This is a genomic window from Microbulbifer sp. TB1203, assembly GCF_030997045.1.
Taxonomy (GTDB): domain Bacteria; phylum Pseudomonadota; class Gammaproteobacteria; order Pseudomonadales; family Cellvibrionaceae; genus Microbulbifer.
This window is the reverse complement of sequence record NZ_CP116899.1, coordinates 2574014-2586836: the sequence shown is the minus strand read 5'-3', so window position 1 is coordinate 2586836 and position 12823 is coordinate 2574014. Positions and strand designations below refer to the sequence as shown.

The 12823-nt window shown below is 55.6% G+C and carries 10 protein-coding genes; 4 read left to right on the top strand and 6 right to left on the bottom strand.

The annotated features are described in order from the left end of the window. Nucleotide 1: 1 nt before the first annotated feature. Nucleotides 2-826 (top strand): sulfite exporter TauE/SafE family protein, encoded by an 825-nt coding sequence (locus PP263_RS10815; RefSeq protein ID WP_308368451.1) that lies wholly within the window; start codon nt 2-4, stop codon nt 824-826. 131 nt (nt 827-957) lie between these two features. Here PP263_RS10815 and PP263_RS10810 read toward each other — a convergent pair whose 3' ends face one another. Beyond that, nucleotides 958-2490, bottom strand: coding sequence for a peptide MFS transporter (locus PP263_RS10810; protein ID WP_308368450.1), 1533 nt, complete (start codon nt 2488-2490; stop codon nt 958-960). 363 nt (nt 2491-2853) lie between these two features. On the opposite strand from PP263_RS10810, the gene PP263_RS10805 reads away from it, so the two are divergent. Next, nucleotides 2854-3909, top strand: a complete 1056-nt coding sequence (locus PP263_RS10805) for a tetratricopeptide repeat protein (protein ID WP_308368449.1) — start codon at nt 2854-2856, stop codon at nt 3907-3909. A 91-nt stretch (nt 3910-4000) separates the two neighbouring features. Here the strand turns inward: PP263_RS10805 and PP263_RS10800 are convergent, their stop codons facing one another. The 4 genes from PP263_RS10800 to PP263_RS10785 all read right to left on the bottom strand — a co-directional run bounded on the left by PP263_RS10800 (nt 4001) and on the right by PP263_RS10785 (nt 11655). Continuing rightward, a complete protein-coding gene (locus tag PP263_RS10800; protein WP_308368448.1) occupies nt 4001-6655 on the bottom strand; it encodes a TonB-dependent receptor in 2655 nt (884 codons plus the stop codon). A 516-nt stretch (nt 6656-7171) separates the two neighbouring features. Further along, the gene (locus PP263_RS10795; protein WP_308368447.1) at nt 7172-7465 is read right to left on the bottom strand and encodes a ComEA family DNA-binding protein; all 294 of its coding nucleotides are present in this window, start codon (nt 7463-7465) and stop codon (nt 7172-7174) included. Nucleotides 7466-7998: 533 nt separating this feature from the next. Continuing rightward, entirely contained in the window at nt 7999-10815 is a 2817-nt protein-coding gene (locus PP263_RS10790; RefSeq protein ID WP_308368446.1) for a TonB-dependent receptor domain-containing protein, read from the bottom strand. A 537-nt stretch (nt 10816-11352) separates the two neighbouring features. Next, complete coding sequence (locus tag PP263_RS10785; RefSeq protein WP_308368444.1) at nt 11353-11655, bottom strand: HigA family addiction module antitoxin; 303 nt, start codon at nt 11653-11655, stop codon at nt 11353-11355. 156 nt (nt 11656-11811) lie between these two features. Between PP263_RS10785 and PP263_RS22715 the strand changes: the two genes are divergently transcribed. Together PP263_RS22715 and PP263_RS10780 are read left to right on the top strand one after the other, a co-directional pair. After that, complete coding sequence (locus PP263_RS22715) at nt 11812-12054, top strand: Arc family DNA-binding protein (RefSeq protein ID WP_374693713.1); 243 nt, start codon at nt 11812-11814, stop codon at nt 12052-12054. Further along, entirely contained in the window at nt 12051-12464 is a 414-nt protein-coding gene (locus tag PP263_RS10780; protein WP_308368443.1) for a type II toxin-antitoxin system VapC family toxin, read from the top strand. The genes PP263_RS22715 and PP263_RS10780 overlap by 4 nt, the downstream gene beginning before the upstream one ends. Before the next feature lie 84 nt (nt 12465-12548). On the opposite strand, the gene PP263_RS10775 is transcribed toward PP263_RS10780, so the two are convergent. Then, nucleotides 12549-12671: a hypothetical protein gene (locus tag PP263_RS10775; protein ID WP_308368442.1), complete on the bottom strand. Its 123-nt coding sequence runs from the start codon at nt 12669-12671 to the stop codon at nt 12549-12551. Nucleotides 12672-12823 lie beyond the last annotated feature (152 nt).

Below are 12823 nucleotides of genomic sequence, written 5' to 3'. Positions count from 1 at the left end.
GATGGAAACACTGCTGATCTATCTGGTGCTCGGTGCTGCCGCCGGCACCATTGCCGGGCTTTTCGGCGTTGGCGGCGGCCTGATTATTGTACCGGCGCTGGTACTGGTATTCACCGCCCGGGGCTTGGCACCGGAAATTCTCACCCATATGGCGGTGGCTACTTCTCTGGCCACCATCGTTATTACTTCCCTTAGCTCCATCCGTACGCACCACCTGAAAGGCGCTGTGGACTGGTCAATTTTTCTCGCCATGACGCCGGGTATCCTGCTCGGCTCCTGGCTCGGCGGAGTGACCGCCCACCTGCTCCCGGGTGCCTGGTTGCAGCTGTTGATCGGCGTTTTCGCCCTGGCGATCGCCGTCAAGATGTGGCTCGATGGCCTGCGCCATGCGCAACTGCCCACTGACGGCAGCCGCCTGCCCGGAGCCGCGGCGCTGTCTGCCGGTGGGGGTGTTATCGGCTGGGCCTCGGCGATTTTCGGAATCGGCGGGGGCTCGCTCACCGTGCCCTTCCTGTCCCACTGCCGGGTGCAGATGCAGCGCGCCGTGGCCACCTCCGCCGCCTGCGGCCTGCCCATTGCGGTGGCCGGGGCGATCAGCTTTGCGGTACAGGGATGGGGCGAGGCGCAACTGCCGCCCTGGACCAGCGGCTATATCTACTGGCCGGCGTTTCTCGGCATAGTGCTCGCCAGCACGCCCTTCGCCCGGCTCGGCGCCAACCTGGCCCACCGGCTCTCGCCGCAGATGCTCAAGAACTGCTTTGCCTGCCTGCTGTGCGTGATCGGGTTGCGGTTTATCTGGCTGAATGCCGGGTTGGCACTCGGATAATTGGTTGGGGCTCGGGAAGAACAGCTCCCCTCTCCCGCTTTGAGAGGGAGGTTGGGCTACTGCCGCAAACAAAAAAGGACCGCTGCTCACGCAGCGGCCCGCTAATGCGTACTTCAGGCACTGCCCTTACCTCAGACAGTGTTGGCTTCCGCCTCAGTCCCCGCTGGGGATTTTCCCGACTGCCCCTGCCCTTCCCAATACTTGGACTTCAGTCCAACCAGGATAAGGATGATGCCGATGCCGATGCTGAACAGGCTGATCTGCAGGTACAGATTCGGCAGCTCTTCAACGTTGTTCGGATCGAAGTTTCCTGCCAGCAGGCCGGCGATGATGTTGCCGATGGAGTAGGTCAGCACGAACACGCCCATCATCTGCCCAGCAAAGCGACGGGGGGCCAACTTGCTTACCGCGCTCAGGGCAACCGGACTCAGGCACAGCTCACCCACTGTGTGAAGGAAGTAAGTGGCGGCCAGCCAAGTGGGCGCCACCTTCAGGCCTTGGGCGGCGTACTGGGAGGCAAAGAACATCACGATAAAGCCGCTTGCCATGATAATCAGACCGATGGCGCACTTCAGGCTGTAGGAGGGCATGATCATGCGCTTGCCCAGATTGATCCACAGTGCGGCGAAGAAGGGCGAAAGGATAATGATGAAAGCGGCGTTGAAGCTCTGGAACCAGGAGGCGGGAATTTCAAAGCTGCCGATCAGGCGATCGGTGTAGTCGCGGCCGAACAGGTTCAGGGATGAACCCGCCTGCTCAAAACCAGCCCAGAAGCAGGCGGAGGCCAGACATACCAGGAACAGCGCCCACATCCTTTTCTTTTCCACTTCGTTTAGATCGCCGGCGAAGTAGACGAAGGCGTAGTAGGCGAAGAAGATGAGGGTAAATGCCACGGCCACATACCCAGCCAGCACCACGGGGTTGATGCTGATAGCACCGGTCAGAGCCAGGCCGGTAATCACTGCCGCGGCCACAACGATGGCACCGATGATGCTCCAGGCCCTTTTCGCGCCCGCGGGGGATAAGGGATTTATCGGTTTCAGGCTGGCGTCGCCGAGGTTGCCGATGGTCCCACGGTACTGGAGCAGACCCACGCCCATGCCCACCGCGGCGGCGCCGAAGCCCCAGTGCCAGCCGACATTCTCGCCGAAGTAGCCGCAGATGAAGTAGCCGAGCAACGAGCCCATATTGATGCCCATGTAATAGAGGGCGTAACCGCTGTCGCGGCGCACGTCCTCCTGGGTGTACAGCTGGCCGACCAGGGCGCTGATATTGGGTTTCAGCAATCCGGTGCCGGTGACGACCAGGATCAGGCCGATAAAGAAGGTGCTCTCGTTGGGGATGGCCAGGACAATGTGGCCGCACATGATGATGATGCCGCCGTACCACACCGTCCTCTGTCCCCCCAGCAGGCGATCAGCGATCCAGCCGCCGGGTAGGCCCATAAAGTAAACGGCACCGGTGTATAGACCGTAGATGGCCGCCGCGGTAGCGACGGTGAAGGTGAGCCCCCCTTCCTGCAGGCTCGCAGTCATAAACAGTACGAGCAGGGCCCGCATGCCGTAATAACTCATGCGTTCCCACATTTCAGTGAAGAACAGGGTTGAGAGCCCTTTGGGATGGCCGAAAAAGCCATCACTGTTCTGATGTGTATTCGACGACATAATCTGAATTTCCAGTTGTTATAGCTTTAGTTGAGGCTGGATACGGCAATAGTAAAAGCCGTAGTGGTGTCCGCGACATAAGAAGACATAGAAGTGCCTCTGCCTGTAAATAGTTAGGGAAATCTCTGGCGTACAGAGCTTCCGGTATAAACCTGCAAAGTGTAACAGTTGGTTGTTATTCAGGCTAATGGTTACAAATGAAACGAGTATGAGAGGTTTACAGACAGCCCGGTTGATGTTAAAGCTCACAAGAGCTGCTGCCAGGGAACTATAACGATGAAAATCTCGCCGCTAGTGACTGGGATACTATTTTTGGTCATATTTTTGGGTGCTTGTACCACTGTCCCACCAACAGCCACGGAGGTGAACACCGATCACCTGCTCAGTGGCGAGCCGCTGCTGGGCTACCGGGTGACGCCACAGCAACTGCCGGAGGTCGATATCCTCGGCCTCAGCGACGAGATGCGTGAACTCCTCGACAGCATCGCCCCGGATGCCGGTTCTTCGCAGAGGCTGGCGGCCCTGCTGAAGGCCTTCGGTGAGCAGTTTCATGTGGAATACGACGCGGACAGCACCCTCACCGCCGCGGAGACCTTCCACGAGCAGCGCGGCAACTGCATGGCATTTACGGTGATGATGGTGGCCATGACGCGGGCCCTGGGGGCCGAGGCCTATTTCAACGAAGTGGAAGTGCCTCAGACCTGGGATTATGCGGACGCGGACACCTTCGTCGTTTACCGCCATATCAACATGGTCTCCAAAACCCGGCGCGGTCGCCGCGTCGTGGATTTCGATCTCGAAGCCTACGACCCGGTGTACGAGCAGTTCCGCCTGTCCGATTCCGCCGCTTTCGGCCAGTTCTACAGCAACCGCGCGGTGGAGCTATTGAAGGATGGGGACACCCGCGCCGCCTTCCTGCACATGCGCAAGGCTCTGGAACTGCAGCCGCAGGGCAGCGAGCTCTGGGCAAACCTCGGGGTGATCTACGCGCGCGCGGGATTTGCCACCGAGGCGGAGCAGAGCTACCTGCAGGCCATCCGCTTGAAACCGGGCAACCTGACCGCCATCAGCAACCTGGAACGCCTCTACCGCAACAGCGGCAGGGAGGCCCTGGCGGCTCACTACGAACGCCAGGCCCGCTACTACCGCGAGCGCAATCCCTACTACCTCTATTTCCAGGCCCGCAATGCCTACGAACACGGCGAATTCGAACTGGCACACAAGCGGCTCCGCCGCGCCCTGTGGAAATACAGCGACGATCACCGTTTTCACTTTTTGATGGGGCTGACCAATTACCGCCTGGGGGATATGAAAGAATCGCGGGAGCATTTTACCGAGGCGTTTTCCCTGGCGGAAAACCTGGGTACCAAGAACGCCTATATGCGCAAGTTGGAATATCTGCAGCAGGGGGCCCGGTAGGGATTCAGAGATTTGTCTGCTCGTAGGTGAATAGGACTAAAAAAAAGAGGCGCCGAATCGGCGCCCCTCTTTTTTGCTTGCCAGGTCCTTTTTAGAACTGGTAGCTGACTCCGGCCCAGGCGTAGCGGCCTTTGTAGTCCAGGGTGCTGTTCCAATCTCCGGACCCCGAGCCGTCGGTGGGCTCGCGGTCGGCCAGGTTGTCAACACCGGCGGTCAGTCGCAGTGCGTCGCTTACGTCCCAGCCCGCGTGAAGGTCCAGGTAGGTGTGCGAGGGCACTTCGCGATAGGAGGTCTCGCCGTCGCTCAGATGGCGAACATCCAGGCCCAGGCTCCAGCTGTCCGCGAACCAGGTGGCACCGGCGAGGCCGCGCCATTTCACGTACATCTCGCTGGATGTACCCACATAGCCCAGCTTGTCCCAAGTCTGGTCAGTCTGCTCGTTGTATTCCTCGTACTCCAGCAGGCGGGAAGCCTGCAGGCGCAGGGCCAGCTGTCCGGCGTTGAAGTGCAGGTTGTTGACGATATCGAGGTCCACACCGCGGGTGCTGATTTCACCGATATTCATCTTAGCGCCCTCCAGGTTGGTGACCTGGCCTCCGGCACCGCGGGTGATCGAGACGCAAGCGCTCTCGATGCCATCGCGGTAGCAGTCGTCCAGCATGCGCTGCAGGTCCGGAGAGGTGATGGCGTTCTCCACCTGAATATCGAAGTAGTCCAGGGTGATGGACAGGTCTTCGACAAAAGCCGGGGTCCAGACGATGCCGAAGGTGTAGGACTCGGCCTCTTCCGCGTCCAGGTTCGGGTTGCCGCCGATATTGGTGGGAACCTGGCTGCCGCTCTGGGTAAAGGCCGGACCTACCATGCCGCAGTTTGCGCCCTGGCCACGCTCGTTGCTCTCGCTGGTGTCACAAGGGTCGATCAGGTACTCATAGCTCTGAGCGGTGCCGCTGTAAAGCTCGTAAATACCCGGAGCCCGGAAGGAGGTGGAAGCACTGGCACGGAAGCGCAGGTCTTCGATCGGAGCGTAGACAAAGCCCACTTTACCGGTGGTTTCACCGCCGAAGGTGTCGAAGTCGGAATAGCGAACCGCAAGGTCAGCGGACAACTCTTCCGCATACTTGGCGCCGGACAGAATGGGCAGGTTGAATTCGGCAAACACCTCGGTTACCGAGTAGTCCCCTTCGGTGGCTTCCTGCTGGTTGCCGAAGGTGTCGCCGCTTTGGGTTTCCACGCTGGGATTGAACTCACCGGACTCCTTGCGGTACTCCACACCAGCGGCAAAACCCAGAGCGCCGCCCTGGAATTGGACAGCATCTATGTCTCCGGTAAGAGAGACGCCGTAGTTTTCCAGCTCGTATTCGTTGTCTTCCCTGTCGGCGTAACGCATATAGTCGATCACCTCGGGGCTCATGCCGCCGGCAAATACCGGCTCGATGCCAGCGGTGCCGTTCAGGATCTCCTGCAGCTTGCTCTTGCTGTAGGAGTTGGCGATCACGTTTTCGCCTTCGTTTTTTCCGTAGCTGGCGAATGCGTCCCAGCTCCAGCCGTTGGCCAGGTCGCCGCGAAGACCGGCGAGGAAGCGGTAGGTATCGGTTTCCTGCTCATAGTCGCGGGTGCCGCCGGCCACCGGGCGAATGCGCATGTCATCAAAGCCCGCCTGCCAGCTTTCGCCGGGGAAGGGGAATTCTTCGTCTTCCGGATCGCTGCCATTGGCGACCCAGGCGTCGTGGGCTTCCTGCCAGGCACTCTGCAGTTGTGCCTGAATTTCGGCCGGCAGATGTTGTTCCGGATCTATTGCAAAACCGTTGGCGGAATACATCGGCTGTGCAGCCAACTGTTGGTTGGTGGTTTTGTTGGTATAGCTGGCCTCTCCGTAGAGCTCTACGCTGTTGCTCAGCGAGTAGTTGCCGGACAGTGTGACACCGGTGCGCTCCATGCTGCCCGCAAGCCACATATGTTGGCCGATATCGTAGGAGGTAGTGCCATCGGTCAGGGTTTGGCCGCCTTCGCCAACGGTAAAGTTGCCATAGGCAGTGTAAAGGTTACCGTTGGGGGTCAGTGAGCTGTTCAGTCCTGCCCAGTCGCGATCGTTGTAGGTAATTTCAGCGCGCTGGCTGTGGGAGATATTGCCCACGAAACTGCCGCGCTCCCCTTCGTTGCCGAAGGTGAAGGACAGCTCACCATTTTCGCCGCCGCCATCTTCAGTGGCGCCGCCGCGGGCACTGATCTTCACGCCGTCAAAGGAGTCTTTCATTACCACGTTGATAACACCGGCAACGGCATCGGAACCGTATACCGCCGAGGCACCATCGGTCAGCACCTCAATGCGGTCGATCATATCGACGGGGATATTGTTCATATCCACCGCGGAACTCACCCCGGAGCTGGAAGATACGAAACGGCGACCGTTTACCAGAACCAGGGTGCGGGAGGAGCCCAGATTGCGCAGGTCTACAAAAGCCAGACCGCCGCCCCCGTTGTTATCGTTGGCGTTGATGCCCGCGGTGCCCATAGACGGCAGTTCGCGCAGCAGTTCGTCGATGGTGCCCACGCCGGAGCGCTCGATGGCTTCTGAGTCAACCAGGGTGATGGGGCCGGTAGTTGACAGCGGGTCACGGGCAATACGCGAACCGGTAACGATCACCTCTTCAACTTCTGGGCCGGGTATTGAGTCTTGAGCCACTACACCAGTAGCAGCGAGAGTGCCCAAAGTCGCGATAGCAACGCTCAATTTGGTCTTGATCATAGATAGTGCATCCTTTTATGTACTTATGGTACTTACAATGCGGTTGTTAGCTTGTAGCATTTAGTGCGCGGGCTGACTTTAATGTATTAAATATAAATATGGAACTATCGTGACTAAGTGAAGTATTCTTAAAATCAGCATTGAGCCGTACAAAAGGCGACCAAAAAGGTTGTTATTTGATCGATAAATGGCAGAACTATTCGCGTAGATAAGATTTCATAGCAATAATTTTTCTTATCGGAAATAAATGTGAGCAGGTCTGCTTTAAGTGTAAAGACGACAGAAAGGCATAAAAATTGATCGATTCAGCCTTGACTGATGGGTCAGTGAGAGGTGCTATCCAATAAATGGTCGCTTTTCTTTGTTGCTGAGAAAGCCGGCTGTGAAAAGAAAGGAGTATTGAGCCTGGGGGTGGTCGGGGGAAGTCAGCTCTGCTGGCGAAGCGAGGTTGAGAAGGTAGATTACAGCAAAGCGGGCGGTAGAGCCCCGTAGCGCTCTTCCGCCCGAGTTTGGCCGCTAGAGCTGGATCTTGTCTCGATTCTTCTCCAGCGTAGCTGCGCCCACCCCCTTGATTTCCAGCAACTGCTCCACCGAAGTGAAGGGCCCCTGCTCCTCGCGGAATTTGATAATCAGCTCCGCGCGAGCTTCCCCCACACCATCCAGTGCCGACGCGAGTTCCTCGGCGGAGGCGGTATTGATATTAACCGCGATCAATTCCGCATCCGCTTCTTCGGCGATGGTGGAAACAGAAGCGCACACCAGAAACAGTGCGGCAAATACAGCAGATAACCACTTTTGTACTTCTTTCATAAAAAGTTCTCCCTGTGGGCTTATCGTATTTGCGCTGGAACTGTCCAATTTCTCCAGCCTGATTACTTTACCAACTTATTTATCGTTTGTGTGCGGGACTTCATTACACGCCATTACAGGTTTGGTTGTTTTCTGATCAAATATGGACGGAAGTCCTATGCCTAAAGCTCTGCTGAATACTTTGGCATATGTTTTAGAACCGCAAGGACTGCTGAATGGAGATAAGGTTTTGAGCGAAGTCCTCTTGGCGCAATGAAGGCTTATTCCAAAACCTCTCCGTCATTACGAAGTGGACAGCCAAAATCGGAATGAAGCATAGAGAAGGCTAATGGTAGTGGGGATATACACTGAAAGAGAAGATTTCTTTGGACTTCATTAGTCAACAACGGTGAGGGGGATTATCAAGAATCAAAGACTTAGCCTGGGACCTGACCTTATTGCTTCAATAAAAAACCCCGCACCTCTGAAGAGATACGGGGTTTTCTGAGGTGCGCAGATCCTACAGGATCGTTACAACTCTAATCTACTCTTTCTTAGAAAGTGTAACCTACGTTGAGGTATGCGGTTCTTCCGTAAGCGTCAGAGTAGCGAGGATCAAAACCAAGCTGGTGACCAGCACCGCTTACACGTAGAGTTTGCGGCGGCTTCTTATCCAGCAGGTTGTTGACGCCGAGTTTCAGAGACAGCTGATCTGCCATTAACATCCACTGGCTCTGGAAGTCGACAGTAACATAAGACGGGATGTCCAGCTGAATTTGCTCGGTTGCAAGTGCGTCTTCGATTTCTCCCTCCGAGTTGACCACCTGCTCAACTATGAAGTCGCCATTTTCATCAAGCGTAAACACCTCGTTGGCTTGGTCCAAATAACCACTACGGTAATTTACAGCGAGATTATGGGTAAAGTCACCATGAACCAGGGTGGCGTTGGCGCGGATGATGTTTCGGAAGGTTACATCATCGTCTGCGCCGAATTTGCCCATGCTGGTACCGTAGAGTGAATTTTCATTTTCAATCATATAGGTACCACCAAATCCGAGAGTCAACTCACCAAATGACAGTTCATTAATTTTCTCGAAACGGTAGTCGATACCGCTCACTTCGGATTCACCAATGTTGACTACAGCTTGAATAATGCCCAATTCATCACGGCCAGAACCGGCGTTACGTACCGGAACAAACAGTTCGCGATATTGCTGCCAGTTGTCGAAAATCTGCTGTTCAGTCAAGCTGTCGACCTGGTCTTCCATTTGGATATTCCAATAGTCCACCGTAGCGGTGAAATTATCGGCAGTATCAAATACGAAGCCCACACTGAATTGCTTTGAAGTTTCAGGTGTCAGCTCCGAGTTGCCGCCAGCCAGTACTTGTGCCTGGAAACCTGCAGGCGCAACACAGAGACTGCGCAGGGGGTCGTTGGCAGGGAACGGGCAGTCAAAGGTTCCGGATGTAACCCCGAAGTTCACCAGCGGGCGAGCCAGGTCGACCATCGAAGCAGCCTTGAATCCGGTGCCGTAAGAAGCCCGCAGCGACAAGCTGTCAGTAACTGTCCAGCGGCTGCTTACTTTATAGGTTACGTCAGACTCGTCATCGTTTACCGTGCCCAGATTTACACCGTCTACTACGGAGTCAACACCGCCAATGGAGTCGTAACGCAAGGAAGCGGTCAGGTCGAGATTTTCCATTACAGGAAAGTAGGCTTCCGTATAAACACCGTATGAGTCTCGTTCCAGATCGTAAGTATTTCCTGGCTGAACGAAAAGAATCCGTCCACTTGCGTTAGCATCCGAAGCTCCCTGAACGTAGCTAGTGCGCCGATAGTCAACGCCGCCAGCAATTTGAGCGTCTCCGCCATTCATGGCAAACATTGGCATGGATACAGAGGCGTCGAAACCAGTAGTGGTCGTTTCTGTCGTGCTGTTGTTACCAAGGTAAATAGTCGGGGCCAGCAGTTCGGAAGTGTTTTCCGGCAAGTTGTCCGGGGTCTCAAAAATATTGAGATTGCCAGATTCCACTAGATCGTAGAACTCGTCCCCCAACAGCCATCCATCAACAAAGTTTTCTTCCTGATCGGTGGTAGAGTTAAAGGCAGCGACTTCATAGCTGATATCGCCAACTGAGCCCTCAATACCAGCCACAAAATGAAGTGCTTCAGATGCATACTCAGTAGTACGGTTACCTGCTGCAAGAGCGCGCCAGGTGCCGGTAACTTGCTCAATATCAGCAACGGCTGCTGCGTCTACATACGGAAGTACGTAGTCCTGAACCAGCTGGGAGTCGATTGGCAGCTCAACTTGCCCAGTCGGGTAAGGTGCGATCGCGGAGGTCATGCTGGTGTCAGTGTAGACCAATTCACTAAAACCAGTCATATTGTCGGAAATTTTGAATTTCCCGGACAGAACGACGGAGGTTGCTTCTCTCTCAGGGAGAATTTGCAGCGTGCTAGTGTAGTCGAAGGCGCAAAGATCGTCAGAAGGAGCGTTGTCCGGTGCGCAGGATCCGTTCGCTTCTCTGTAAGGGTTGAAATTAATAGTGCTACGACCTGACGCTTCGGTAAAGTACACGTAAGCGTTGCCGGGGATGGAATTGGTTGATCCGTTAAAAAACAGAACAGGGTTTCCGGTAGCCGGATTATTCCGTGTAATGATACCGGTGCTGCCAAAATCCCGATCTTTGGCGGCCAGAGAGTTCTGCTCAACATGGCTCAGGGTGGCCATCACGTTAAAGCCATCGGAGTCCAGGTCACCAAAGCCAGTGGTGATGTCGAACTTGCTGGTCTCACCGTCACCGTCTTCCATAGGCTGGTCAAAGCGCGCAGAGATGCTGGTGGTGTTTACATCCTCTTTGAGAATGAAGTTTACGACACCGGCAATTGCGTCAGAGCCGTATAGGGCGCTGGCACCGTCTGTCAGAATTTCTACACGTTCAATCGCGGCGATTGGAATGTGGCGGAGGTCAACAATACTGCCGGAGGTGGAAGCCGCCAAGCGACGACCGTTCAGCAGAACCAGTGTGTAACTGTCACCCAGGTCCCGGAGGTTAGCGGTTTGCAAGCCACCGCCGCTGCCGCCAACAGAATCGCCAGGAGTGGTAAAGCCCTGCATGGAGGAGACTTTGGTCATCAGGTCTGCAGCTGAGGTAACACCGGTAGCTGCAATTTGTTCTGAATCCATTATTTGGATGGGAAGTGCGCTTTCAAGATCGGCCCGCTGGATGCGAGAACCGGTAACGATGACTTCCTCCACCAAAGTCGCATCTTCCTGCGCAAAGGCGGGCATTGCCGGAACCATAATCGCAGCTGCGGTCAGGCCCAGGGCCCCTTTAACAGCTGCAGACAGGAGGTTCTTTTTCATTGTAAATCCTCTCTTGATCGTTGGATTTATAGTGTTTTGCCACAAATGGCGATGTTTAGAAGCGGCTACCCCCAAGTAGCCACTTCCCTCCCAACACTGCTATTGACGGCTGGGACGATGGTCCCCTCAAAAAAATCGCATTTTTTTTCTTTAACTTCGCAATGTCAGGTTTGGGAGGTTTGTTTTGTGTGTTTTTTAATCAATTTGAGGGTGCGAGGAGAGATAAGGACGCCCCGTTCGGGGTGGGAAGGACCGGAGGGGGCTAGAACCGGAGAGTCACGATGCCGTAGAAGAAACGGCCTATGGCGTCGTAGTTCAAGAGCCCGCCTTGCAGACGATTGAATCAGTGCTATCTGCCCTCTATTCGCCAGCAAGGCTGGCTCCCACAGGGGAGGGAAGTTTTGACTCGATGTATTGGACTTAGGCCGGACTTAGGGAGTTGCCGGTTCCGGGCGTCGGATGCCTCCGGAGGTCTCCATCTTCTCCTGGCAGACATGGCTGATGCTCAGATTCACCTCGGCGGTCTCGAGGGAGGGGTCACGCCACTTGGCGAGGGGCCACTTCCCTGGCGATTTGATCCGCTCGCTCGATCTGTGCGACCCGCAGGTCGTATTCAGCTTGCAGAGTCATCCAGAGCTGTGGGGTGGTATCGAAGTAGCGGGCCAGACGCATGGCCGTATCCGCGGTTATGCCGCGCCTCTCCCTAACTATGTCGTTGATGCGCGGCGCCGGCACATGCAGCGCCTTTGCCAGTGCATTGGCGCTTATGCCCAGCGGGACCAGGTAGTCCTCGCGCAGGATTTCGCCCGGGTGGATGGGGCGTATGCCGCTGTTGAACATATTTACCTCCTCAGTGGTAATCCTCGATGGCCACATCTGCTGGGCCATCCGGAGTATATCGAATAACGTTAAGCGTCAAACTGGTGGCCACAAGCCTTGTTTGTGTTTCATCCAGGGTGGAACCATAATGGTTCCATTGTGTATGGAGGTGTGGCTATGGCTACTGTAACGCTTAAGAATATTCCAGACGATCTATATCGGCGCTTGAAGGAATCTGCGCAAGCGCATCACCGCTCCATCAACAGCGAGTTGATCAGTTGTTTGGAACTGGTGCTTGTCCCCAGGAAGGTAACTCCAGAGGAACGTTTGGTCAGATTGCGGAGTAAACGCCCGCGATTCGACTCCGATGCCGTTTCAGTCGAGGAAATCCGGGAGGCCATTGAAAGGGGGAGGCCGTGATTGTTGCCGACACCAATGTCATCACCTATTTGGCTTTGCCTTCACCTTATACGCCCCAGGCTGAACAGTTGTTGCTGAGGGAGTCGGAATGGGTTGCACCTGCGCTTTGGCGCAGCGAGTTTCGCAATGTCCTGGCGCTCTATATACGCAAGTCTCTGGTCAGTTTCGAGGAGGCCCTCGCTGTGCAGGCGGAGATGGAGGATCTTCTGAGCGGGAAGGAATATGAGGTCACATCTCTGGATGTACTGTCTCTTGTAAACAAAAGCAGTTGCTCGGCCTACGATTGCGAGTTTGTGGCGTTGGCAGCGAGCCTGAGGGCTCCCATGGTGACCATGGACAAGAGACTGGCCAGTGCTTTCCCGGAAACGGTCGTGTTGCTGACTGATTATGTAGATAGCTCCGACCGCTGAGTTCAGCGAGAGAGAAAGCCCCAGCCGAGCGGGCGGGATTAGGAGGATAGGGTTGCGCTACCGTTGCAGGGCCAGCCTGCGCGCTTACAAAGCGCTGCTTTGTGCGGGTTGGCGACCCGCCGGGGATGGCTGGGTCGGGGCCGGATCGAACTTTCGATAATGCAGCGCCTTGACAGCGGCATCCATGTCGAATGTAGGTTTGGTCATGAGTCATCTCTTTTTTGCGTATGGTAAAGAAATGACACAGAATTCTGAACACTACCGCGCTATGAATTGTGCCGCCCCCAGTCATTTGGCATAGCCATTCATTCAGAGTGGGTTTGCCGCAGTCAAAGGCATCTAATTGATGATTATTAGAT